This is a genomic window from Deltaproteobacteria bacterium IMCC39524 (genome assembly GCA_029667085.1).
GTDB lineage: Bacteria > Desulfobacterota > Desulfuromonadia > Desulfuromonadales > BM103 > M0040.
This window is the reverse complement of record JARUHJ010000001.1, coordinates 883,257-906,777: the sequence shown is the minus strand read 5'-3', so window position 1 is coordinate 906,777 and position 23,521 is coordinate 883,257. Positions and strand designations below refer to the sequence as shown.

The window sequence follows — 23,521 nt, the reverse complement described above, 5'->3', positions numbered from 1 at the left end:
TTCCAGGGTGTCAGGGGATTGGCTGAAAGACCTAATTCTTGTTGATCCTGACAAATAAAGATGGCCACCCGGAGTTGAACCAGGTGGCCATTTTCGTTTACTCTGCTTTTAGAGAAGCCATATCGATGGAGAAGCGGTACTTCACATCTGATTTGACCAAACGCTCATAGGCTTCGTTGACCTTTTGGATGGGAATAACCTCGACGTCGGATGTGATGTTGTGTTCGCCGCAAAAATCAAGCATCTCCTGGGTTTCCTTAATCCCGCCAATCAGCGAGCCATTGAGGTTTTTGCGGCCGAAGATCAAGGCGAAAGCAGAGACGGCTAACGGCTTCTCAGGTGCGCCGACCAATGTGACTGTACCGTCCATGGTCAGCATACCCAAGTAAACATTGATGTCGTGATCGGCCGAGATGGTGTCAAGAATGAAGTCAAAGCTGCCGGCGTGTTTCTTCATTTGTTCTGCATCGGTAGAGATGATGACTTCATCTGCACCAAGACGCACAGCATCGTCCTTTTTGCTCGGTGAGGTCGTAAAGACAACCACATGGGCTCCAAATGCCTTGGCGAACTTGACCCCCATATGTCCGAGGCCACCAAGACCGACCACGCCGACCTTCTTCCCTTTGATGTCGCCCCAACGACGGATCGGTGAATAAGTTGTGATCCCAGCACACAATAGTGGCGCAACCCCGGCCAGTTTCAGGTTGCCGGGAACCTTGAGCACAAACTTCTCATCGACAACAATACTCTCTGAGTAACCACCGTATGTCACACCGCCGAGGTGTTTGTCCGGTGAGTTGTAAGTGAAAGTTGAGTCGGGACAGAACTGTTCGACATTGGCCTGGCACGCGGGACAAGACTGGTCTGAATCGACCAAACAGCCGACCCCGACGATTTCTTCCGGTTTGAAATTCTTGACGTTACTGCCGACTTTAATGACCCGTCCGACAATTTCGTGACCCGGCACGCAGGGATAGGTCGTGGGCATAACGCTACTCCACTCGTTACGTGCTGTATGCAGATCAGAGTGGCAAATGCCACAGAACAGTATCTCGATCTGCACATCACTTTCGATGGGCTCGCGGCGCTGGATGCTGTCGAGGGCCAACGGTGAGGTGGCGCTGGAAGCTGAATAGGCTTTGGCTTTAAACATAGCGGTATCCTTTGGTAGGGTTCTCAAATAAAAACAGCTGAAACCAGTATAACTCTCGTACAATCATTTTGCATTACAGCCTGGCAGAGAAGTAATATTTCCTCTGACTTTGATATTTAAGAAAAAAAGCCCCACAGCTCAGGAGGGAGACTGTGGGGCAACGGGTTTCTATGGGTTTTGCTTAGGAGGTAGAACATGAAGAATCAAGTTCCGATTAATAGAATACCATTTTGGTCAGATATGTCAATAGGAAAAATTAAATAAAATGACCACCAAGGAGGAGACCCTGGTGGTCAATGCTTTGTGGAATAAGTGCCTCCCCCACTGAGTTCAAACTGAACTGATCTTGGGTGACAGATCAGGTCACGATGACTGCAAATAATGATTTAAACTCTTGCTCGATGACTTAATTCAAGTAATATTCGTTGGTTCAATCTTTACTAACGAGTCCTAAATACAGATTAACTGAGGAGAGTCACCTTGGATTACGTCTTACCCGCTTTGGCTGGTTTTGTTGCTATCAGTTCGGTTTTACTCTCTCCAAAAGCGCAAACAGAGGGTTCTTTTTTCAAGGGTTTGAGTGCCTCTGGTGAACAGCCCGGTTTGCTGACCTTGGTGTTTTCCCAAGTCACGACCTGGATATTTGCCCGCTCTCTTCTGAACGCCGCAATCCTGGGCTTTTACTACGGAATCTGGGGGACCCTGGCATACGCCTTCTATTATTTCTCTTTTATGACCGGAGGCCGTATTGTTGATTGTCTGCGCTTTGAACATGGCTTCCACAGTGTTCAGTCTTTCCTCGCTGCCCGTTTCGGGACCTGGGGAACTGGATGCTACAATTTCGTGATTGGCGTCAGGTTGATCAGCGAGGTCTTTGCCAACCTCCTGGTCATCGGTATCCTTTTTGGTGCCGCCGGATCGAATAGCTACACTCTGACCATTCTCGCTTTTGCCGGTGTCACGCTCTTTTACTCGATGGTGGGTGGCTTGCGCGCATCGCTGAGAACAGATCTTTTTCAGATGATCCTGTTCCTCGGAACCTTGGTGATGTTGGTCTTTTTGGTGATAAACAGTAACGCTGTTGCCTTTAATGACCTCTGGTTCAAGCCTTTCGAAATGACTCAACCCGGGCCTGTTCTGATGGTTGTTGCTTTGCTGCAGATCTGGAGCTACCCGATGCACGATCCGGTTATGATGGATCGTGGTTTTCTAGCCGATCGCGAAACGACCCGACGCAGCTTTTTCCATGCCTGCTGGATCAGTTTCCTCTGCATTTTGACCTTCGGTTGCATGGGTGTATTGGCGGGAGCCAACGCCATAAGTGGAGAATCGATGAACGATGCTCTGATGCGACTGCTCGGCGAGTGGCCCATGTTGGTTTTCAGTGGTTGCCTGATTATTTCGGCGATGTCGACCCTCGATAGCACTCTTTCCAGTTCTGCCAAATTGGTTGCTTCAGACATGGGCGTTCTTCGTATGAGCCTCCGCAATGGCCGCATGGTTATGGCTGTTTTTATGCTTCTCGGTCTCCTTCTGGTGTTCACGGGCAATAAAGATCTGTTCAGCGCAGTTGCTGTGAGTGGCACGGCATCGATGTATCTGGCGCCAGTGGTCTTTTTTTCTCTTTGGGGCAGAAGAAGTGATATCCCGGTTTGGAGTTATCTCTTTACCTTTGTCCTGGCTCTCAGTGGTGCAGCACTCTATTTCACCGAGTCGAGTGGACACTCGGCATTGCTGGGTGACCTCCATAAATATACCAAGCTGCTCTATATCTGTATTTCCATCCTTGTCCTTGGTTGTCTTTCTTATTGGCTGGGTGGCTTGATCAATCGTGCCGCCAACTGTCGGGTAAAAGCATGAATCTGCCCCGTATTCAAAACCTTGGCGTGCTGGAAGGACCTTTGTTGATTTTCGGAGGTCCGTACAGCAACCTTGCTGCGACACGCGCACTGCGTGACGTCGCTGTAAAACTGGCTATCCCGCCACAACGTATTGTTTGCACCGGCGACCTGGTGGCTTATTGTGCCGAGCCGGAAGAAACCGTCAATCTGATTCGTGAGTGGGGTGTTCATGTCGTGTTGGGAAACTGTGAAGAGTCGTTCGCTTCACGGGCTCTTGATTGTGGTTGCGGCTTCGAAGCGGGGAGTACCTGTTCTGCTCTTTCTGAGCAATGGTTTCGTTATGCCGATGCTAGAATATCCGAGGGCAACAGGTCGTGGATGGGTCAGCTGCCTGTTTCGTTGACCTTTCAGCTTGGTTCCCAACGTTTCTCATGTGTGCATGGCGGTGTTGAATCGATTAACAAATTTCTCTTTGCTTCGACGCCTGAGGCAGAGAAAGCTGCTGAATTGAGCCTTCTCAGCCAGGGTATTGATGGTTTGCTTACAGGCCATTGCGGTATCCCATTTGGCCAGATGATCGAGGGGAGGGCGTGGCTTAACGCCGGGGTTATCGGCTTGCCGGCGAATGATGGCACTACGGATGGCTGGTACCTGGTGATTGATCTTGTCGATAATATGATCAAGTGCGAATGGCATCGCCTGAGTTACCCTGCTGAACAGACACGACAAACGATGCTCGACGCCGGCCTGGTGAACGGTTATGCTGACACTCTTATCAGCGGACTCTGGCCGAGTGAAGATGTCTTGCCGGTCGAGGAAAAAAAGAACCGCGGTAAAGCTCTTGAGATTGAATCTTTGATCTTCTGACCCGCTGTCGCTAAGGCTCGGCATTTCTGCTAACTGTTGTTTGGAGAAGATTACATGGCAACGGCAAAACCAGCTGACAAGCTTTCCTTACCCAAAGGGACACCGTCCAGTGCGGGTAAACTGGGGACCTTTCTCGGCGTCTTTACCCCGACCATACTGACGATCCTCGGCGTCATCATGTACCTGCGCTTTGGTTGGGTGGTCGGTCAGGTCGGTCTGCTGAAAACGCTCCTGATTGTCTTGCTCGCCAATTGCATTACGCTGTTAACAGCCCTGAGCCTTTCGGCCATTGCCACCAACAGTCATGTCGGTGTCGGTGGTGCTTATTATATGATCTCCCGTAGCCTCGGTCTCGAGGTCGGCGGCGCTATCGGTTTTCCTCTTTATATCTCCCAAGCCCTGTCGGTAACCCTCTATGCCTTCGGTCTTGCCGAGTCTTTAACCTTTGTCTGGCCTGGCCTGCCTGTCCCCATGGCCGCCTTCCTGATTATTGTCCTGGTTGCTTTGCTGTCTTCAAAGGGGGCTGCCTTTGCACTACGTTTGCAGGTGCCGGTCATGGTTCTGATTGGCATCTCTTTGCTGGCGCTGGCCTCCGGTACGATCTGGGGAGAAGGTGTCAGCACGCCAGCAAGTCATGTGATCACTCTTCCTCCCGCAGGATTCTGGCTGGTCTTTGCCGTGTTCTTCCCTGCCGTCACCGGCATCATGGCTGGCTTGAGCCTCTCTGGTGATCTGGCTGATCCGCGCCGTGCAATTCCTCGTGGCACTGTTTCGGCAACCCTGGTCGGTCTACTGGTTTACCTGATCGTTCCTGTCCTTCTCTATTTCAGTGCTGATGCTGCCAGTTTGACGTCCGATCCATTAATTTGGAACCGCATCGCCATCCTTGGCCCATGGTTGATCCTGCCCGGTCTCTGGGGGGCGATCTTTTCATCGGCCGTTGGTTCTATGCTGGGTGCTCCCCGTACGCTGCAAGCCCTGTCGATGGACAGGCTTGTGCCTCGTTGGTTCTCAGGTTCTGCGAAGAAGAAAACAGAGCCCAAGGCCGGAATGTTCCTGACTCTCGCCCTGAGCCTTGCAGCAGTATTTCTGGGTGATCTCAATACGGTCGCAACGGTTGCGACCATGTTCTTCTTGAGCGTGTATGGCACGATCAACCTGGTCGCTGCACTCGAATACCTCTCCGGTAACCCTTCGTGGCGTCCAACCATGAATATCCACTGGGCTCTCAGCCTGGTCGGCGGTATCGGTTGTTTTGGAGTGATGTTGTTGATTCACTGGCCCGCAACGATTTTTGCCGTAACGATAGAGCTGATGATTTGGCTTCTTTTGAAAAGACGTGTTCGTAAGGACTCCTGGGGCGATGTCAGACGTGATCTCTATGAATCGCTGATCCGCTGGGCTCTGGTCAAACTCAATGATCGTCCTATGACGGTTCGCAACTGGCGTCCTCATATACTGGTTTTTGTCAGTAACGTTGAGAAGCGTCTGGACCTGGCTCGCTTCGGCGCCTGGTTCGCAGAGAACCGCGGTGTTGTCTCTATCTGCGAACTCTATCATGGAGATATTATAGATCTTGACGTCGATGTCAGGGCGCGACAAAAGGAAATTAATAATGTTCTTAAAAAACATCGCATCATAGCTTTTGGTGAGGTGAATATTGTTCAGAACCTGGTTCGAGGCATTCTCACGGTTGCTCAATCCAATGGGATTGCTGGCATGGAAAGCAATACGTTGTTGGTCGGTTGGCCTGATGATCGTGAACGACTGGTTAACTTCCTGCGCTTGCTCAGACCACTCAAACATCTTAACCAAAGCCTGATCCTTGGTAAGGTCAGTCCTTTGAATGACTTCCGGGAAGGTCAGGTTCAGGAAATCCATGTCTGGTGGGGTGGGCTTAAACGTAATGGTGACCTGTTGCTCTTGCTCGCGTACCTCCTAACCCGTAATGCCGATTGGCGTAATGCCCGGATTCGGATACTGAGTATTGCTTCCAACGAACTGATGAAAGCGCAGACCGAAAGATTTCTCGCGCAATTGATCCCAGAAATTCGCATTCAGGCAGATGTTGAAGTCACGGTGAAAGATGAGGATGAAAGTGTTGTTGATATCATGCACCGTGAAAGTGGCAAGGCCGATGCTGTTCTTCTAGGTCTGGCGACTCCTGACGAAGGAGAAGAAGACGCTTACGCGGAGCGTCTGGATGAGTTGGCTGAAGGGTTCCAGAGCTGCTTCTTTGTGCATAATGGCAGTCTCTTCCTTGGCGATCTGGTGACTCCTGAAAAAGTCGAATTGCAGGACGGCGATACATAAGTTCTTGGTAGCTGAATGTAGGCTATGCTTCCTGGTTATTTACCATAGGTTTGCCATTTTTTCTCCCCGATGCGTCATTAATATTCATCCTTCGGTGTGTCATATATAAAAACGGGGGCTGCATTTTTAAATGCAGCCCCCGTTGATTTTTGCTTTTCAAGAAAATTTGATTTTAGCCGACTTCGTTGTAAATCCTCTCGCGAAATTCCACCTGTAACTCATCTGCAACCTTACGACAGGCCTCGATGTCTATGCCAGGCAGGGTGACAGCCGTTGCCGTAACCGAAGGGATATGTCTCTTGGCCTCAAGCAAAAAGTCTTTGAGTGCCGCATAACCCTGCTCACCAAACGCTGAACAGCAAACCTTCTGGTAGGTTTCTGCATCGGGCGCATTCAGTGAGACGCTGACCGAATCGACCAGTCCGGCAAGCTCCGGCAGGATGTTGCGGTGATGAACCAGGTTGGCCTGACCGTCGGTGTTGATGCGCACGGTGACGCCGCTCTGCTTCATGGCAGCTGCGACTTCCTTAACCAGGTCGAGCCGCAGCAAAGGCTCACCGTAGCCGCAAAAGACAACTTCGTCGTAGGGAGAAGGGTCACCGATAGCGTTCATGACCTCTTCCACGCTCGGCTCCCTCTCCAGGCAGAGTTGATGGCCTTTGACGGTAAAATCATTGAACTTTGCACAGAAGGTGCAGCTGTTGGTGCAGCGGTTGGTGATGTTGAGATAGAGACTGTTGCGAATCACGTAGGCAATGCGCGTGCTTTGGTCGACTTTGCCTATGCCAAAGAGTCGCCAGGCGTTAAGGCTGGTGATGCGGGCGACATCCTCAATCGTCAAACCTTTAATCTCGGCAAGCTTTTCTGCCGTGGTCCTGACGTAAGCTGGTTCACAGCGTTTACCACGCCATCCCTGTGGCGACAGGTAAGGGCAATCGGTCTCTACCAGCATCCTGTCGATCGGCAAGGCCTGCGCAATGGCTCTTAAAGCTTCGTTCTTAGGGTAGGTCAACGGACCCGCAAAGGAGATGTAAAACCCCATCTCCAGGCATTTGCGTGCCATCTCGAGATCTCCGGAGAAGCAGTGAAGGACACCTCCTGCAACTGCGGCATTCTCCTCCTGCATGATCTGAATGACTTCGTCGTGTGCATCACGATCGTGAATGATCAGCGGTTTACCTGCTTCTTTCGCCATCTGGATATGCCTGCGGAACGAACTTCTCTGTTGTTCTCGCGGTGAATGGTCGCGGTAAAAGTCGAGGCCCGTCTCCCCGACAGCAACAACCTTTCCCACCGATTCGATCATGCGGCTGAGCTCATCCATGACGCTGTCATTGACTGTGTTGGCGTCATGAGGGTGAATGCCGACGCTGGCATAGATATTGGGATAGCGCAGAGCCAAGTCTACACTGGATCGCGAACTTTCCAGGTCACATCCAACAGTCAGAATGTGCTCAACACCATTCTCGCGAGCACGTTCGATGACTGTATCCAGATCTTCGGTGAAAGGTTTGGCGTCCAGGTGGGCATGGGAATCAACGAGTGGGGTAGTTAACTTATTCATGAAAAATTTCCGTTACGAGGGACGCGGAACGAGGGACGAGGAAGTCAAAAAGCTTTTCCGCGTTCCTCGTGCCACGTAGCGCGTTCCGGTTCTATTCAGTTTCAATCCTGGGGAAGAGTGGGGCGGCCTTCTCAATGATTGTGCCTGGCTTCAGGAGACCCCAGGAATCGTGTTCCTCAAGTAATTGGTCTGCTGGGTCAACGCCGAGGATTTTGCCTATATTGGCTCCGGTTTCCGGCATGAATGGAGTAACCAGCAGGCCGATCATGCGGACAGCTTCGAGAAGATTGTACATGACCGAACCGAGGCGTTCTCGTTGTACCTCATCTTTAGCCAGGGTCCAGGGGGCTGAGTCATCAATATACTTGTTGGCAGCGCTGACCAGCTCCCAGATCGCTTGCAACGCCTTGTTGAAGGCGAGCGCTTCCATATGACCGTCAATCACTTTGACCTGCTTGGTGAATTTGTCCTGAAGGATTTTATCAATATCCTCTGTTTCTCCTAGGCTTGTAAGCTCACCCTTAAAGTACTTGTTGAGCATTGCCGTGGAGCGGCTGACCAGGTTGCCGAGGTCGTTGGCGAGGTCAGAGTTGATGCGATGGACGAGGGCGGTATGTGAGAAATCACCGTCCAGACCAAAAGGCACTTCGCGCAACAGGAAGTAGCGAATGGCGTCAACACCATATTTGTCGATCAGCATGTTCGGCTCAACCACATTGGCCAGACTCTTGCTCATCTTCTGTCCTTCGACCGTCCACCAGCCGTGGGCAAAGACCTTTTCCGGTAAAGGGATACCGGCCGCCATGAGGAAGGTTGGCCAGTACACAGTGTGAAAGCGCAGAATGTCTTTGCCGATAACGTGTACGTCGCAAGGCCAGAACTTGCTGAACTCACCCTCATTGTCATTCGGGTAACCAAGAGCACTAATATAGTTGGTCAGGGCGTCGAACCAGACGTAAATGACGTGCTTGTCATTGCCCGGGACCGGGATTCCCCAGGAGAAGGTTGTCCTTGAGATAGACAGATCACGCAGTCCTTCACGGATAAAGCTTAATATCTCGTTGCGACGACTCTTCGGTTGAATGAAGTCCGGGTTGGCTTCGATATGCGCGAGGAGCTGCTCCTGGTATTTGCTCATACGGAAGAAATAGGACTCCTCCTTGAGTTTGTCAGTCGGCCGACCGCAGTCAGGACAGTTGCCGTCGAGCAGGTTGGTCTCGGTCCAGAAGGTCTCGCATGGTGTGCAATACCAATCTTCATACTCACCAAGGTAAATATCTCCCTTGGCCTCAATGTTGCGGAAGATCTCCTGAACGGCCAGCTTGTGGCGCTCTTGAGATGTCCGGATGAAATCAGTATTCGAGATGTTGAGCTTGTCCCAGAGCGATTGAAAGCGTTTGACCACGCGATCGGCGAGCTCAAGGGGCGTTTCTCCCTTGGCTTGAGCCGCTTTCTCGACTTTCTGACCGTGCTCATCGGTACCGGTCAGAAAACTGACCTCATAACCGCGTGCGCGCTTGTAGCGAGCCAGCACGTCGCAAGCCAGAGTTGTGTAGGCGTGACCGATATGGGGAACGTCATTGACGTAATAGATCGGTGTTGACAGGTAAAAGTGTTTCTCATCCGACATGACTATTCTCCCTGCTTGCTCGGGTCAGGTTTGCCGCCACTACGAGGCCTGCGTCTGCCGCGCCTGCGACGTCTGCTTGATGGCTTGCTCCCAGCTGTTTCATTCGCGCTTAAATTCTGTTTATCCTGCTTCTCATCTGGCTTTCTGACTTGTTCCGCTTTTTGCGCTTCAGGACTGGCCGGTCTGTTTGCCGGTTTCTGTCCCCTGTTGGGTTGCTTCCTGGTCGATTGCTCCTGGCCGCCTTGTCCTTTGGGCTTTTGACCCTGAGTCCGTTGGCTCTGTGATTTCTGTCCCTGGGGCCGCTGACCCTGAGAACGTTGTCCCTGAGCTTTTTGATCCTGGGGTTTCTGACCTTGTGATCTTTGCCCCTGTGGTTTGCCCTTGTTCAGGCGGGTGGTATGCGACTCTCCTGATTTTTCAGTCTCTGCAGGCTGATTTGGCTGGCCGGTACGCAGCTCTTCCATCGTCACGACGGTACTGTTGCCTTCGCGGTCGCGTAAGGTGACCTGCTGACGAAGAATGTTCTGATGTGTGACCTCGCATTCGCGATCTTGCCACATAACTTTTTTGCCCTGCTTCGGCATGCCTTTTTTTAGCTGAGTGTAAGTCTCGAACTCGTAACCAAGGCAGCAGAGCAGGCGGCCGCACTGCCCGGAAATTTTAGTCGGGTTGAGAGCGAGTCCTTGCTCCTTGGCCATTTTCACAGAGACTGGGTTGAACTGGGTGAGGAAGCTTGAGCAGCAGAGCTCCCGGCCGCAAATTCCCAGGCCACCAACCAGTTTCGCCTCGTCGCGAACACCAATCTGACGCATTTCTATGCGCGTGTGAAAGTAGTGGGCCAGGTCTTTGACCAGCTCTCGAAAGTCGATACGACCATCAGCAGTAAAGTAGAAGATGATCTTTGAGCCGTCGAAGGCGTACTCTGCACGGACCAGCTTCATCTCCAGCTTACGGGATTTGATTCTCTCCACGCAGTGCCGATAGGCGTCTTTCTCTCTGGAAGTATTGGTCTCTGCCAGTGCCAGGTCTTCTTCCGTGGCGGTGCGCAAAATGTTCTTGAGACCTTCCGGAGCTTCATTGTCAGGGATTTCACGCGGAGGGATAACCACAATGGCCATTGCGCGACCACGATCGGTCTCGACGATCACCTTGTCACCAGCTTTAAGCTCAAGGCTCTGGGCGTTGAACTTGTATTGGCGACCAGCCTGCTGGAATTTCAGTGGAACGATACGTGTCATGGGATCTCTATAGTCAGTTGTTATGACTTGTTCAGTAGGAACAGGTTGGTGTTCAAGCCGCCAATTTCAGGAGTAAAACTTCCATCGCCAGTTGACGATTGACGTTACGGTCCAGCTGGCGGCGAACCTCGATTAAGGCATCGAGTTTGGCGAGGATCGTCGAAACGTCTTCACGGGCTGAAACTTTATGAATCTTTTCCCTGAGGTCAAGGTTGACCAGTTCTTCATCACCACGACCTTGCAGGGTCATGAGAACGTCACGGTAAAACGCCTGAAAAATCTCCAGGATGTCTGGCAAAATGGTCTTGTCTGCTGCTAATTGATCGGCAAAATCCAGAGTTGGCAAGATACTTCCTGAGGATAACCCCGTCAAGGTTTTTAGCAGAACGCGGCGTTGTTCCAGGTAAAGATCTCGATCTTTACCAAAGGCTTTTTTGAAACTGCCTTCGGAAAGGGCGGCAAGAACGTGGGATTCTTCCGACGCGATGCCTAATTGTTTCTCCAACTCCGCCTGTATCCGGCTATTCGGGTGGCGGTTGAAGGGTAGGGGTTGGCAGCGAGAACGGATCGTTTCAAGGAGTCGGTTTGGTTGTGAACTCAGCAGGACTAATAAGGTGTCACCACGGGGCTCTTCCAGGGTTTTGAGCAAGGCGTTTGCTGCACCGACGGTCATGGTGTCCGCCTGTTCGATTATACAGATTTTTCGCGGTGCTTCCAGAGGTTTGAAGTTCAGTTCTCTTTGAAAGGCACGAATCTGCTCAATCTTGATTGCCTTGCCGTCAGGTTCAAGAATGTGCAGGTCGGGATGGTTCTGGTGATCTATTTTGCGACAAGCGAGACAGTTGCCGCAGCCGCGCTGTTCCTCGCAGACGATGGCACGTGCCAGGGCCATTGCCATGAGACGTTTGCCGATACCGTCCGGGCCGGCAAAGAGGTAGGCGTGGGCCAGTCGGCCGCTTGCCAGGGCTCGGTTCAGGATCTCCTTCTGGCGTTCGTGGCCGAGAATCTGGTCGAAAGTCATGCGGAACTCCTGATGGCAAGAAAACGATCTACGACAGCTCTTATGCGTTTGGAAACATTGACCACATCGCCAAGGGCGTCAATCACATGAAAACGCTCTTCTTTGTTTGCCAATTCGAGATACCCTTCGCGGATGCGACGGTGAAAGGTGAGGGCTTCAAGCTCAAAGCGGCCTTCTGCCTCCATACTCTCGGAGCAGTTACGACTCCTGGCGCGCTGCAAGCCTTCTTCTACGGGATAATCGAGCAGCAGCGTCAAGTCGGGAGTCAAGCCATTGGTTGCGAAGTTGTTGATCGCTTCGAGCTGTTTCATGTCAAGACCACGACCGGCGCCCTGGTAAACGGTGGTTGCATCGGCAAAGCGGTCGCAGAGGACAACTTTACCTTCCTTCAATGCGGGCTGTATGCATTCATCGACATGCTGGGCACGTGCCGCACTGTAGAGCAGGAGCTCCGTGCGCGAGGCCATATTGATGCTCTCCGGATCGAGGAGCAGGGCGCGGATGGTGTCAGAGATGCTACAGCCTCCTGGCTCCCTGGTGACGACCGTCTGATAGCCCAGATCCTGAAGGTGCTTGTGAAGGTGGCGCAACTGGGTTGTTTTGCCGCTTCCTTCGATCCCTTCAAAAGTTATAAAAAAAGACATAAAACAGCTACTTAGCTTGAAATTAGTGGCATCGGTGCGAAGATTTAAAAAGAATCGTTATAGTATAGTGATTTGTGGTCAGGCGCAATTGATATATGCAGGTAGTTAGTGTAGTATGTCTCGCTTTTAAGCTGTTTGAATCACAGCCGCTCTTTAGTCTTGAGGAAAGCCGTGATAGCGGTGTCGTCTCATACTCCTGTTGCGGTGAATTAATCACGATAAAAAACTGATCGAGTGAGTTTGGAATGAAGGTGTTTGTGAGCGAAGTACAAAAGTATTGGCCGAAACTGGAAGCGTCCCTGGGGCACTCTTTTCATGACAAAGCTCTGCTCACCGAAGCGCTTACGCACCGATCTTTTGCCAATGAATACCAAGTAGAAAACCTGCCGGACAATGAACGGCTTGAATTTCTTGGCGACGCAGTTCTTGACCTGGTCACCAGCGAGTACCTGATGACCACGCTCCCGCAGGCTCCGGAAGGTCAACTGACGCGCATCAGGGCCGAAGTTGTTTCCATGCCTGGTTTGGCACGTATTGCATCTTCTCTCGATATAGGCTCTGCCATGCTCCTGGGTAAGGGTGAGGAACGTAGCGGAGGGCGTGAAAAATCGAGTTTGCTGGCAGATGCCGTTGAGGCCCTGATCGGAGCTGTCTTTACCGATGGCGGCTTTGATGCGGCCAGGGCTGTCGTGTTGCCGCTTTTTGTGCCGATGCTGGAAGAAGCCTCGAAAGTTGAAGGTCAGGATTTTAAAAGTCGCCTTCAGGAGATGTTGCAGGCTTCGCAACGTGCTTTGCCGATTTATAAGGTGGCAGATGCTTCCGGGCCAGACCATGAACGTATTTTCCTTGTTGAAGTGATCCTTGACGATACTGTCATCAGCTCAGGGCAGGGGCGCACCAAAAAAAGCGCTGAGCAGGCTGCAGCAGAGTTGGCATTGGTTGCACTGAGTGAAGAAACGTGAAAATTTACCCGGTTTTTATTCCCCATGCGGGATGTCCACACCGTTGTCTCTTCTGTGCCCAGGATCGTTCGACCAGCCACGCTGATGTCCCTTCTGCCGAAACTGTTGGCGCTTGGCTTGAAACGGTATTGCCGGAGCAAGGTGACGGTGAGATAGCCTTTTACGGCGGCACCTTTACCTCGTTGCCAGAAGAGCAGCAGACTCTTTACCTGGACACGGCCACTTGTCATATTGCCTCCGGCCGGGTTTCCGGGGTACGGATTTCCACCCGGCCGGACGCGCTGGATGCCAGGACCCTGGCGCGGTTGAGTGACGCAGGTGTTACAACTGTTGAAATCGGCTGCCAGAGTTTTAACGACGCAGTTTTGGCGAATTCCGGGCGTGGGCATACCGATGTAGATAACTTTAGCTCGGTTCAGGCCTGCCAGGCTGCAGGCTTTCGGGTCGGTGTTCAGTTGATGCCCGGCTTGCCCGGAGGTGATGGTGCAGAAGCCATGCGATCGTTGCAGCAGGCCATTGATCTGCAACCGTCATTTCTGCGCATCTATCCGACAGTTGTTGTTGAAGGCACGGAACTGGCCGAACTCTGGAGGGCTGGTGACTTTACGCCCTGGCCTCTGGACCGGGCGATAGACCTTTGTGCCGATATGCTGCTGCTCTGCCGAAAACATGGTGTGCCGATTATCCGCCTGGGGTTGCAGAGTGATCCGCAACTGGAGGCGAACTTGCTTGCTGGTCCGTATCATCCGGCTTTCGGGCAACTGGTTCGTTCCCGGTTATGGCGACGCGCACTCAGTCATGCTGGTAAGCATGGTAATAATCTTACCGTTAACCCTTCAGACCTGAGCGATGCGCTTGGCCATCGCTGTGAAAATCGTGAATGGCTCAAACAGAGCAACCCGAATATAATTATTAGCGCTGATCAAAGCGTCGCACGAGAATCATTGAGGACGTCTGACGTCGACTTGCAATTGTTCGATCATAACGTCCAGGGAGGCCACTAATGGCTGCAGAAGAAAAATTTCATTCCGGTTTTGTCGCTATTATCGGTCGTCCTAATGTTGGCAAATCAACGCTGTTGAATCATATCGTCGGTCAGAAGATTGCGATCACGTCGCCAAAACCCCAGACGACACGCAATCGTATCCTCGGTATCCAGAACCTTGAAAATGCCCAGGTTCTCTTCGTCGATACGCCAGGCATTCATGAGGCACATTCGCCGCTGAATCGCTACATGGTCGATCAGGCTCGTTCAGCAGCCCTCGATGTAGACGTGGTGCTCTGGCTGGTCGAGGCTGACCGCCCCGTTGATACCGACCCTATGATTCCCAAGTTGCTGGAAAAAAGTACACGGCCGGTGCTGCTCGTAATCAATAAGATCGATACGATCCCCAAGGATAAGCTACTCCCCTTGATCGCGGCTTACAGCAAAATCTGTCCATTTGCTTCGATCGTACCGATTTCTGCTTTGAAAGGGGACGGCGTCGAGGCCTTGATGAACGAGATCCCGCAACTGCTGCCCGAGGGTCCGCGCTACTACCCTGAAGACCAGCTTACAGATGTTCCCGAGCGTTTTATCGTTGCAGAAATGATTCGCGAGCAGATCCTCATGCGCACCAAGGATGAAGTCCCCTATGGTGTGGCAATCCTGGTCGAGCGCTTTCAGGAAAACCCGGTCAAGAACATGGTCGGTATCGACGCTGTCATCAATGTTGAGCGCGATTCGCAAAAGGGCATCCTGATAGGCAAGGGCGGCACCATGCTCCGGCAGATCGGCCAGGGCGCTCGTAAAGAGATTGAGCGTATGCTGGGCGTCAAGGTTCACCTTCAGCTCTTTGTCCGGGTCCAGAAGAACTGGACTTCTTCCGGCCGTATGATGAAGGAATTCGGGTACGAGTAGTTAACGCAAAGACGCAAAGGGTGAAAGACAAGACGCAAAGAAAACCCTTAAAGCCAAATGGTGGTTAACGCTAAAGACAAAAACTGATTCAACGCGGAGACGCGAAGGCGCGGAGAAAAGATAGCGACTGAAACAATCCTTTTTCTTTTTGGGTTTTTCCTTTGCGTCTTACCGCCTTTCATTGCGACTTTGCGTTAAGCTTATATTTTAAAAGATTGATTTTTAGGGAGGGATCCACATTGCAGCAAGCTGAACATAAGAAACGTATCTTCGTAACTGGTGGGGCCGGTTATATCGGCAGCCATGTTGTCCTCGCTCTCGGCGAGGCAGGCTATGAAGTGCTGACCTACGATAACCTGTCGACCGGTAATCGAGATTCGGTACTCTACGGGGACTTGGTTATCGGTGATATGGACGACAAGGAGCTGTTGGTCAAGACCCTGACAGGTTTCAAGCCGGACGCAGTGATGCACTTTGCCGCTTCGATCGAGGTTGGTGAAAGCGTTTCCAATCCGCTCAAGTACTATCGCAACAATTCAGCGAATGCCTTGAACCTCCTGGAGGCCCTCCGAATTACAGGTGTCGGTCAGATGATTTTCTCCTCGACCGCAGCTGTGTACGGCAACCCTGCCGAGTTGCCGGTTGTTGAAGAGACGCCGTTGCTGCCGATTAATCCCTATGGCACCTCAAAAATGATGACCGAGCACTTTCTGGCGGATCTGTCGCTGGCAGACAAGGACTTTCGCTACGTTGCCCTGCGTTATTTCAACGTGGCCGGGGCTGATCCGCAGGCCCGCCTCGGCCAAGACTATGCTAATCCGACGCACCTGATTACACGGGCGTTAAAGACCGCTCTGGGGGTTTTTCCGAAGTTGCAGGTTTTCGGTACTGACTACCCTACCGAAGATGGCACCTGTATCCGTGATTATATCCATGTAGCAGATCTGGCCCAGGCGCATCTGGATGCCCTGTCGTACCTTTTTAACGGCGAATCTTCTGCCATTTTTAACTGTGGCTACGGTCATGGTTTCTCTGTCACTGATGTGGTTGATATGGCCAAGCAGGTCACCGGTATCGATTTTCTTGTCGAAGAGACGAACCGCCGTGAAGGTGACCCCGCTGAACTGATCGCCGGATGTGCTAAAATACGTAAAGTTCTCGAATGGCAACCTCGCCATGATAATTTGGAGACAATCCTGAAGACGGCTTGGGAGTGGGAGAAAAAGCTTGTAGCGCGTGGCGCGGAGCGTGGGACACATATTTAGAAGCTTGAATGGTTTGATCTTTTTTCTTTTCGCGCCACGCTTTACGTGTTACGCGCCCCGGAGTTAAAAATGAAACTTGCTGTTGTTGGAACCGGATATGTCGGCCTTGTGACGGGTGCCTGTTTTGCTGAAATGGGTCACAGGGTTACATGCGTCGATATTGATGCAGAAAAAGTGGCCAAGCTCAAAGAAGGCTGTATCCCGATTTACGAGCCGGGCCTGAAACCGATCGTGCTGCGGAACCATGAGGAAGGGCGTCTGCTCTTTACCACTTCACTTGCCGAGGCAATGGTGGATACGGAGATCGTCTTTATCGCTGTGGGAACGCCCCCTGGTGAAGATGGCTCTGCTGATTTAAAATATGTCATCGGAGTTGCCGATGAGATCGGCACCAATCTCTCTGACTACGCTGTCGTTGTAACCAAATCAACCGTTCCGGTGGGTACCGCAGAGAAGGTTCATGCTGCACTCAGCCAGGCTCTCGACAAGCGCGGGGTAGATGTCCCCTTTGATGTCGTTAGTAACCCGGAGTTTCTGAAAGAAGGCGCCGCAGTCGAAGATTTTATGAAGCCGGACCGTATCGTTGTTGGTGTGGCTTCCGACCGTTCTCGTGAGGTTATGCGAGAGCTTTACAAAGATTTCAGTCGCAACCATGACCGGATTCTGTTTATGGGTGTCAAAGATGCCGAAATGACCAAGTACGCAGGCAATGCCATGCTGGCCACCAAAATCTCTTTTATGAATGAAGTTGCCAATCTCTGTGATCGCCTCGGTGTCGATGTCGAGAACGTTCGTCTTGGTATCGGTTCCGACAGCCGTATCGGCTATTCTTTTATCTATCCCGGTTGCGGCTATGGTGGTTCCTGTTTCCCTAAAGATGTCCGGGCTCTTATCCATACGGCCGGTGAGAACGATTATAAGTCAGTGGTTCTGCAGGCTGTGCATGAGCGTAACGAGGACCAGAAGCACGTCCTGTTCAGAAAGATAACGGCCCGATTCGGTGAAGACCTTAGCGGCCTGACTTTCGGGTTGTGGGGTGTAGCCTTTAAACCCGGCACCGACGACATCCGCGAAGCTCCGGCGGTCGTTCTCATGGAAGAGCTTCTCGCAGCCGGTGCGCGCGTGAAAGCTTATGATCCGGAAGCACTTGAAGCCGCCCGCAACGAATTGCCAGAGCAATGGTTCGCAAATGGTTCCATCACGCTGGTTCGTCACCAGTACGAAGCTCTTGAAGATGTCGATGCCATGGCCCTTGTCACCGAATGGAAGCCGTTCCGCCATCCTGATCTCCGGGCGATGAAAGAGATGATGAAGCAGTTGGTTGTCTTCGATGGTCGTAATCAGTACGACCCGCAGAGCCTGAAAGACGAGGGCTTCGAATATTTCGGTATCGGTCGCAGGTGAACTTGGTAGACTATACTATGGTGTATTTCTCGATGATCAGTTATAAGCTATTAAAGTCAGTCTATTTTTGACCTAAGTTACTCAGGAGATTGTTTTGACCAAGAATCTCAAGCTTGGAGAAATCCTCAAACAGGCAGGGGTTATCGATGATTTCCAGCTGAATTCGGCTTTGTCTTATCAACGCCATTGGGGAGGGCGTTTCGGTGAGTCGCTCATAAAGCTCGGTTATCTCACTGAAGATAAGCTCCAGGACTTTCTCGCCCGACAATTTGACCTTCCGCAGATAGAACTTTTCGGGCGAAAAATCCCCGAGGCTGTTCTGGCTTACATCCCTCAGGAAAAAGCCCGCGAGTTTCATGTCCTTCCAGTCGAGCAAAAAGAAATAAACGGTAGCATACACCTTGTCGTCGCCATGACTGATCCGACGAATCTCATGGTGACAGATTCACTGCAATTCATGACGGGATGCCGAATCAAGCCGGCGCTTGCTTCCGAGGAAGCGATCACCTCTGCCATAGAAAAGTATTATGGACCCGAGGTGGACGATCAGGAAGAACTCGATTTCGCACTGGAGGATCTTGCCGAACCTCCTAAACCTGCACAACCTGTTGTTCCTGTAATGCCGATCCCGGAGCCTGAGACGATACTTGCACCTGCACCCGCACCCGCACCGATTGTACCACCTGCGGCGCCTGTCCCTGATATGGGCCACTACATGGTAGCTCTGAAGAAACTTGAAGATCGTTATGAGAACCTCGTCCGCATTCTTCTTGATCGAGATTTAATTGGTCCTGAAGATCTGGACGAGTTGATGTGATGCACCCCAGAGGTTGTAATGTCCACTTTTTTTCGTGAAGTTCTCTGGCTGCGCTTAAGGCGCAACCGCATGGCCATGGCTGGTGCAGCTATTGTGCTGGCTATGTTTTTTCTCGCCATTCTAGCGCCGGTTATCGGCCGTGACCCAGGGGCTATCGATATTGCCCACAGATTGCAGCCACCTGGCCTCGCTTATCCTCTCGGTACCGACGACCTCGGTCGAGACGTTCTGGTCCGCATCCTTTATGGTGCAAGAATCTCCCTGTTAGTCGGTTTCGTGGCTGTCGGTATCGCTACCTTTATCGGTATCCTGCTTGGCGCAATGGCTGGTTATTACGGTCGCTGGATCGACGCATTAATTATGCGATTTGTCGATATCATGCTCTGCTTCCCGACCTTCTTCCTGATTCTCGCGGTCATTGCCTTCCTTAAACCGTCCATCTGGAACATCATGATTATTATCGGCTTGACCAGCTGGATGGGGGTTGCGCGACTGGTGCGCGCTGAATTCCTTTCCCTGCGTGAACGTGATTTTGTTCTTGCGGCAAGAGCGATAGGGGCAAAAGATGCCCGGATTATTTTTCGCCACATCCTCCCCAATGCGATTTCTCCCGTACTGGTCTCAGCAACGCTTGGTGTCGCAGGTGCCATCCTGACCGAGAGCGCACTCTCTTTCCTCGGTATCGGTGTGCAGCCGCCAACACCATCATGGGGCAACATGCTGATTTCCGGTAAACAAACCCTCGGCACCGCATGGTGGCTCTCCGTTTTCCCCGGCATGGCGATTCTGATTACAGTGCTTGGTTACAACCTCCTGGGTGAGGGGCTTCGCGACGCTATGGACCCGAGGATAAAGGATTAGTTTTAGGGGGTAAGAGGTAAGATTAAAACCCAACCCCCGCTTTTCGCAGGATTTCAAAAATGTTTGAAAACAACCTTTCTACATACTCACCCTCAGACCTTATCATCGCCCGCAGCGAAGCCTTCGCGCGTGGTGATTTCGGTTTTATCTTCGACACCTACCATTCTGAATCAAACTTTCGTCGTCAGTTTCCTGATCGTGATGATTATCTCGAATTCGGTAAGGCTAGCCTGGGGGCGGATTATGAGATAACCCGTTGTCAGGTTTTGCAAGAACAGGAGAGTGCAGACGAGGGCCAGGTTATCTTTCTCATGGAGATGAAAGTGCAGGGGGCCGTGCAGCAATTTGTTGAACTTGCCTGGCTGCATCGTGAAGAGATGTCCTGGCGTTATCATCGCGGACAAAAGGTGACCCAAGATGAATTTCCCGAAGATCCGCATTCAATAAGCTTCTCCGACTTCGCCAAGCGTGATCCATCAACGATTTTCTAAAGAGGCGGCAAGTGAAAATCATCAGCCATAAGGTTCTCGATCAATTAAGTCTCGAAGCGTCGGGATCAGAGCGCCTGCGCAAGAACCTCAATCTGCATGATGACTATGCCGATCCTTGTCAACGGCTTTTCATTGCCATGGAACCCGGCACCTACATCCGCCCGCATCGTCACACCGATCCACCGAAACCCGAATGCTTCATGGCTATACGCGGCAAGCTGGCAATGGTTGTTTTTGATGACGACGGCGAGGTCAAACAGGTTATCTCTTTCGGCGATGGCTGCGACACCCTGGCGATCGATCTGCCGGCCGGGGAGTGGCATTCGATCGTAGTCCTTGAACCGGGCAGCATCTTCTTCGAAACCAAGCCCGGCCCCTATGTCGCTATGTCAGATAAGGACTTCGCTCCCTGGGCGCCCAAAGAAAATTCTCCAGAGGTTGGCGATTATCTTTCTGCCTTGGCCAAGGTTGTCGAAGGAAATTATTGAATATTTATCTCGTCACACGTTCCTCGTCCCTCGTTACGGTTTGTTATGCCTGAACTTCCAGAAGTAGAAACCACCCGCCGCGGCATTGAGCCGCTGGTAGCCAATAAGGTCGTCGCGCAGGTTCTGATTTACAACGGTTCCTTGCGTTGGCCTGTTCCCCGGGAACTGATAAGCTTCTTGCCTGGCCAGAGAATTGGTGCTGTTGGCCGGCGTTCCAAGTACCTGCTGTTTGCCTTCTCGTCAGGCACCTTGATTGTGCACCTCGGCATGACCGGACATCTGCGGGTCGACTCCATGCAAACAGAAAAACGTAAGCATGATCATGTCGAAATCATTTTTACCGATGGCACTGCCTTGCGTTACAACGACCCACGGCGTTTTGGCTCCATCCTCTGGACCCTTGCCGATCCGTTGCAACATATTCGTTTGTCGGCCCTGGGTCCGGAACCGTTCGATAGTAAATTCAATGCGTCCTATCTCCATAAACTGTCACGTAACCGAAAAGTTGCGGTCAAGCCGTTTCTGATGGATGCTCATGTTGTGGTCGGCGTAGGAAATATCTACGCCAGTGAAGCGCTCTATCGCGCCTGCATTGCTCCCGCTCGACCTGCTGGTAAAGTCAGTAAGGCTGCCTACGAACGCTTGATTCAGGCCGTTACAGGCATTCTTTCTGAAGCCATTGCTGCAGGGGGCACCACGATCAAGGATTTCGCAAACAGCGAAGGTAAACCGGGATATTTTACGCAGGAACTACGAGTTTACGGGCGGTCAGGGCAGAAGTGCAAAGCTTGTGGTTCGCTCGTCAAACAGATCATACTCGGGCAGCGTTCAACTTTTTACTGCCCCAGTTGTCAAAAGTAACTGCACCTTATAAACAATCAAAGACGGAGTCTCCATGGACGGATTCAATTTCATCATCCCTTACACCGTTCGCGTCGTCGATGTTAACTACGGCGCACACGTTGCGAACTCCGCCGTGCTGAATTTTTTCCAGGATGCCCGTATCGCTTACCTGAAAAACCTAGGCGATTACTCGGAAATGGATATCGGCAAGGGTTGCGGCATCATCCTTCCGGAAGCCCATGTTAAGTATCTGGCCGAAATGTTCCTCGGTGATGAGCTGTTGATCGGGGCGAGGATCACCAATGTCAGCCGCTCGTCTTTTACAATGTGCTACCGGATAGAGCGTGATGGCGAAGCGACCGCCGAAGGGGAGACTGTGCTGATCTGTTTTGATTATGAGAAGCGAAAGCCAAGACGTCTTGATGCGGTTTTTATAGAGAAGGTTGACGCCTTCGAGACCTAGTCACTGGTAACTCTTTGAGCGTTGGGAATACGCTGCACGGCCAACAGGGAAACCATACTGAAAATGGCCCCGACGACAAAAGGTATGCGGTAATCAACCATCCATAGGGCGCCACCGATAACCGGCATGACCACGGCCGCGATGTGGTTGATGGTGAAGCCCACCGCCATGCTTGGCGCTATATCCTGTGGGTCTGCGACCTTCTGGAAGTAGGTGCGGATCGCGATTGAGAAGTTGAACAGGATATGATCGAGGATGTACATCGCCACAATCACCCCCTTGATATCAATAAATGCATAAATCAGGAAGATGGCGATCAGACCGCCATACTCAACCGACAGCACTCGACGTTCTCCGAAACGGACAATGGCGCGACCGATAAGCGGGCTTAAAAAGAAGTTGACCGCGTTGTTGGCAACGAACAGCAGGGTGATCTCGGTGACCGTACACTCGAAAACCTTCACCAGCAGGTAAACCGAGAAGGCCATGAAGATCTGACGCCTGGCGCCGGCCATAAAGGTGAGAAAGTAGTAGAGAGAGTATCTTCGCCGGAGGATCATCTTGCGATGCTGCGGCACCAGGTTCCGGTGAGTCGGATCCTGCAACAACCCCCATATCCCCGCAACAGCGACCAAACTCCCCACCAACAAGAACATGACCTTGTAACTGAATGCGAGACCCATCAGGAACAGAAGTAAACCGACAAGGATGCTGGTCGCTGCGGCAAGGCTGCGTAGCCTGCCGAAGATCAGAGGTGATGTGGCATTGTCAAAATACTGCAGCGTCAGCGATTGGTTGGTTGTTTCGTAATAGTGAAAGCCGAAGCTCATGATCAGTGTGGTGATGATCAACCCGGTGAAGCTGGGGAAGAACCCTGTCAAAGCTGTGCCGACGCCGAGAAAAATAACGGAGAGGGCTGAAAGGCGATGCTCACGGATCACCAGCATGACGAAAACAGCGAGCAGGGCCAGGAAACCTGGAATTTCACGCACCGAACCGATGACTCCGACCTGAAAACCGTCGAGGCCGGCAATTTCCACGGCGAAGTTGTTGAACAGGATCATCCAACACTGCAGGCCGACGACCGAGGCTGTTGTCTGTACGATCAGGAAACGCAGCATGGGGCGCTGTTCGCTTTTTACCATTCTTTTGACCTTTCGGATGCGCAGGCTAAACAGTGGGTAGTGTGCGTCAGGTTCTGACAAAAGATAAAGAGAAATTATCCGTTAAATACTGAAGAGGGAGAATTTCTTTAAAGCTTGCTTCGATTTGGCTATCCAGGGATTCGCTGCGAGGTGATCAATAAGAAGTGTTCTGGATGGATTGAGGCATTATTGCTAATAGTAAGTTATGAGGAGTGCATTTACTAACGACAATAGAATCAATTGACCTCGATTACTCTGTAGACGGTTTTGCCTTCCTGCTCCTCAGGCTTGAGAGCTAAATCATGATGACACATGTAATAATCTCCAATCGTTCCCCGGCTGGCAGATTTGCAGTCGTTAGGTAAAACGCCTATGAGCATTCCGGGCTTGAGGTAATCCGTGGCAAAGGGAGGAGTGCGGAAAACTTCTTGTGTTGAGTCACCTGTGATTGGGTAGATGACACCGCCCTTACTCTGTAAGAAGTCGGGGAGTTCATCAGCGGTCACGAGAGTCGTTGTCAATGGCTGAGTAAGTAACAGAACAGCTACTACGAGTACCTTGTTAATTATTGATTCCATTCTCATGTTTCCCCTTAGGTCCTTACTGCC

General features: G+C 51.7%; 22 protein-coding genes. 14 read left to right on the top strand and 8 right to left on the bottom strand.

Annotation, left to right across the window (positions count from 1 at the left end; genetic code table 11):
* Positions 1 to 97: 97 nt before the first annotated feature.
* Positions 98 to 1,156, bottom strand: coding sequence for an NAD(P)-dependent alcohol dehydrogenase (locus tag P9J64_04235; protein MDG5467525.1), 1,059 nt, complete (start codon positions 1,154 to 1,156; stop codon positions 98 to 100).
* A gap of 480 nt (positions 1,157 to 1,636) precedes the next feature.
* Here P9J64_04235 and P9J64_04230 point away from each other — a divergent pair, with 480 nt between their 5' ends.
* From P9J64_04230 to P9J64_04220, 3 genes are read left to right on the top strand one after another with little or no spacing between them, the layout of a single operon-like run.
* Entirely contained in the window at positions 1,637 to 3,016 is a 1,380-nt protein-coding gene (locus tag P9J64_04230; protein ID MDG5467524.1) for a sodium:proline symporter, read from the top strand.
* Entirely contained in the window at positions 3,013 to 3,864 is an 852-nt protein-coding gene (locus P9J64_04225) for a metallophosphoesterase family protein (protein ID MDG5467523.1), read from the top strand. Before P9J64_04230 ends, P9J64_04225 begins: the two co-directional genes overlap by 4 nt.
* Positions 3,865 to 3,918: 54 nt before the next feature.
* Entirely contained in the window at positions 3,919 to 6,177 is a 2,259-nt protein-coding gene (locus tag P9J64_04220; GenBank protein ID MDG5467522.1) for a Na-K-Cl cotransporter, read from the top strand.
* Between the two features lie 172 nt (positions 6,178 to 6,349).
* Here P9J64_04220 and P9J64_04215 read toward each other — a convergent pair whose 3' ends face one another.
* The 5 genes from P9J64_04215 to tmk all read right to left on the bottom strand — a co-directional run bounded on the left by P9J64_04215 (position 6,350) and on the right by tmk (position 12,274).
* Positions 6,350 to 7,741 carry a YchF/TatD family DNA exonuclease gene (locus tag P9J64_04215; GenBank protein MDG5467521.1) on the bottom strand — a complete coding sequence of 464 codons (1,392 nt, stop codon included), beginning with the start codon at positions 7,739 to 7,741 and terminating at the stop codon, positions 6,350 to 6,352.
* Positions 7,742 to 7,832: 91 nt separating this feature from the next.
* Positions 7,833 to 9,371 (bottom strand): methionine--tRNA ligase, encoded by a 1,539-nt coding sequence (metG, locus tag P9J64_04210; GenBank protein ID MDG5467520.1) that lies wholly within the window; start codon positions 9,369 to 9,371, stop codon positions 7,833 to 7,835.
* Positions 9,372 to 9,373: 2 nt separating this feature from the next.
* Positions 9,374 to 10,609 carry a regulatory iron-sulfur-containing complex subunit RicT gene (gene ricT, locus P9J64_04205; GenBank protein ID MDG5467519.1) on the bottom strand — a complete coding sequence of 412 codons (1,236 nt, stop codon included), beginning with the start codon at positions 10,607 to 10,609 and terminating at the stop codon, positions 9,374 to 9,376.
* Between the two features lie 52 nt (positions 10,610 to 10,661).
* The gene (holB, locus tag P9J64_04200; protein MDG5467518.1) at positions 10,662 to 11,630 is read right to left on the bottom strand and encodes a DNA polymerase III subunit delta'; all 969 of its coding nucleotides are present in this window, start codon (positions 11,628 to 11,630) and stop codon (positions 10,662 to 10,664) included.
* Positions 11,627 to 12,274 (bottom strand): dTMP kinase, encoded by a 648-nt coding sequence (gene tmk / locus P9J64_04195; protein MDG5467517.1) that lies wholly within the window; start codon positions 12,272 to 12,274, stop codon positions 11,627 to 11,629. The genes holB and tmk overlap by 4 nt, the downstream gene beginning before the upstream one ends.
* A 257-nt stretch (positions 12,275 to 12,531) precedes the next feature.
* Between tmk and rnc the strand changes: the two genes are divergently transcribed.
* From rnc to P9J64_04140, 11 genes are all read left to right on the top strand, one after another.
* Positions 12,532 to 13,236 carry a ribonuclease III gene (gene rnc, locus P9J64_04190; GenBank protein MDG5467516.1) on the top strand — a complete coding sequence of 235 codons (705 nt, stop codon included), beginning with the start codon at positions 12,532 to 12,534 and terminating at the stop codon, positions 13,234 to 13,236.
* On the top strand, positions 13,233 to 14,240 hold the full coding sequence (locus P9J64_04185; protein ID MDG5467515.1) for a radical SAM protein: 1,008 nt from the start codon (positions 13,233 to 13,235) through the stop codon (positions 14,238 to 14,240). The genes rnc and P9J64_04185 overlap by 4 nt, the downstream gene beginning before the upstream one ends.
* Positions 14,240 to 15,136, top strand: a complete 897-nt coding sequence (gene era / locus P9J64_04180) for a GTPase Era (protein MDG5467514.1) — start codon at positions 14,240 to 14,242, stop codon at positions 15,134 to 15,136. Before P9J64_04185 ends, era begins: the two co-directional genes overlap by 1 nt.
* A 239-nt stretch (positions 15,137 to 15,375) precedes the next feature.
* A complete protein-coding gene (gene galE / locus P9J64_04175) occupies positions 15,376 to 16,401 on the top strand; it encodes a UDP-glucose 4-epimerase GalE (GenBank protein MDG5467513.1) in 1,026 nt (341 codons plus the stop codon).
* 69 nt (positions 16,402 to 16,470) lie between these two features.
* Positions 16,471 to 17,805 carry a UDP-glucose/GDP-mannose dehydrogenase family protein gene (locus P9J64_04170; GenBank protein ID MDG5467512.1) on the top strand — a complete coding sequence of 445 codons (1,335 nt, stop codon included), beginning with the start codon at positions 16,471 to 16,473 and terminating at the stop codon, positions 17,803 to 17,805.
* Between the two features lie 94 nt (positions 17,806 to 17,899).
* The gene (locus tag P9J64_04165; protein ID MDG5467511.1) at positions 17,900 to 18,622 is read left to right on the top strand and encodes a hypothetical protein; all 723 of its coding nucleotides are present in this window, start codon (positions 17,900 to 17,902) and stop codon (positions 18,620 to 18,622) included.
* Positions 18,623 to 18,640: 18 nt separating this feature from the next.
* Entirely contained in the window at positions 18,641 to 19,483 is an 843-nt protein-coding gene (locus P9J64_04160) for an ABC transporter permease (GenBank protein MDG5467510.1), read from the top strand.
* Between the two features lie 59 nt (positions 19,484 to 19,542).
* On the top strand, positions 19,543 to 19,974 hold the full coding sequence (locus tag P9J64_04155) for a YchJ family metal-binding protein (protein MDG5467509.1): 432 nt from the start codon (positions 19,543 to 19,545) through the stop codon (positions 19,972 to 19,974).
* An 11-nt stretch (positions 19,975 to 19,985) separates the two neighbouring features.
* Positions 19,986 to 20,462 (top strand): WbuC family cupin fold metalloprotein, encoded by a 477-nt coding sequence (locus P9J64_04150; protein MDG5467508.1) that lies wholly within the window; start codon positions 19,986 to 19,988, stop codon positions 20,460 to 20,462.
* Positions 20,463 to 20,507: 45 nt separating this feature from the next.
* Positions 20,508 to 21,323 carry a bifunctional DNA-formamidopyrimidine glycosylase/DNA-(apurinic or apyrimidinic site) lyase gene (gene mutM, locus P9J64_04145; GenBank protein MDG5467507.1) on the top strand — a complete coding sequence of 272 codons (816 nt, stop codon included), beginning with the start codon at positions 20,508 to 20,510 and terminating at the stop codon, positions 21,321 to 21,323.
* A gap of 34 nt (positions 21,324 to 21,357) precedes the next feature.
* Positions 21,358 to 21,768, top strand: coding sequence for a thioesterase family protein (locus P9J64_04140; protein ID MDG5467506.1), 411 nt, complete (start codon positions 21,358 to 21,360; stop codon positions 21,766 to 21,768).
* Here the strand turns inward: P9J64_04140 and P9J64_04135 are convergent.
* The gene (locus P9J64_04135; protein ID MDG5467505.1) at positions 21,765 to 22,913 is read right to left on the bottom strand and encodes an MFS transporter; all 1,149 of its coding nucleotides are present in this window, start codon (positions 22,911 to 22,913) and stop codon (positions 21,765 to 21,767) included. The genes P9J64_04140 and P9J64_04135 overlap by 4 nt on opposite strands.
* 236 nt (positions 22,914 to 23,149) lie before the next feature.
* Positions 23,150 to 23,491 carry a hypothetical protein gene (locus P9J64_04130; protein MDG5467504.1) on the bottom strand — a complete coding sequence of 114 codons (342 nt, stop codon included), beginning with the start codon at positions 23,489 to 23,491 and terminating at the stop codon, positions 23,150 to 23,152.
* Between the last annotated feature and the right edge of the window lie 30 nt (positions 23,492 to 23,521).

Coding starts and splice junctions, on each gene's coding strand:
- P9J64_04235 (MDG5467525.1), bottom strand. CDS start 1,156: ATGTTTAAAGCCAAAGCCTATTCAGCTTCCAGCGCCACCTCACCGTTG.
- P9J64_04225 (MDG5467523.1), top strand. CDS start 3,013: ATGAATCTGCCCCGTATTCAAAACCTTGGCGTGCTGGAAGGACCTTTG.
- P9J64_04220 (MDG5467522.1), top strand. CDS start 3,919: ATGGCAACGGCAAAACCAGCTGACAAGCTTTCCTTACCCAAAGGGACA.
- P9J64_04215 (MDG5467521.1), bottom strand. CDS start 7,741: ATGAATAAGTTAACTACCCCACTCGTTGATTCCCATGCCCACCTGGAC.
- metG (MDG5467520.1), bottom strand. CDS start 9,371: ATGTCGGATGAGAAACACTTTTACCTGTCAACACCGATCTATTACGTC.
- ricT (MDG5467519.1), bottom strand. CDS start 10,609: ATGACACGTATCGTTCCACTGAAATTCCAGCAGGCTGGTCGCCAATAC.
- holB (MDG5467518.1), bottom strand. CDS start 11,630: ATGACTTTCGACCAGATTCTCGGCCACGAACGCCAGAAGGAGATCCTG.
- tmk (MDG5467517.1), bottom strand. CDS start 12,274: ATGTCTTTTTTTATAACTTTTGAAGGGATCGAAGGAAGCGGCAAAACA.
- era (MDG5467514.1), top strand. CDS start 14,240: ATGGCTGCAGAAGAAAAATTTCATTCCGGTTTTGTCGCTATTATCGGT.
- P9J64_04170 (MDG5467512.1), top strand. CDS start 16,471: ATGAAACTTGCTGTTGTTGGAACCGGATATGTCGGCCTTGTGACGGGT.
- P9J64_04160 (MDG5467510.1), top strand. CDS start 18,641: ATGTCCACTTTTTTTCGTGAAGTTCTCTGGCTGCGCTTAAGGCGCAAC.
- P9J64_04155 (MDG5467509.1), top strand. CDS start 19,543: ATGTTTGAAAACAACCTTTCTACATACTCACCCTCAGACCTTATCATC.
- mutM (MDG5467507.1), top strand. CDS start 20,508: ATGCCTGAACTTCCAGAAGTAGAAACCACCCGCCGCGGCATTGAGCCG.
- P9J64_04140 (MDG5467506.1), top strand. CDS start 21,358: ATGGACGGATTCAATTTCATCATCCCTTACACCGTTCGCGTCGTCGAT.
- P9J64_04135 (MDG5467505.1), bottom strand. CDS start 22,913: ATGGTAAAAAGCGAACAGCGCCCCATGCTGCGTTTCCTGATCGTACAG.
- P9J64_04130 (MDG5467504.1), bottom strand. CDS start 23,491: ATGGAATCAATAATTAACAAGGTACTCGTAGTAGCTGTTCTGTTACTT.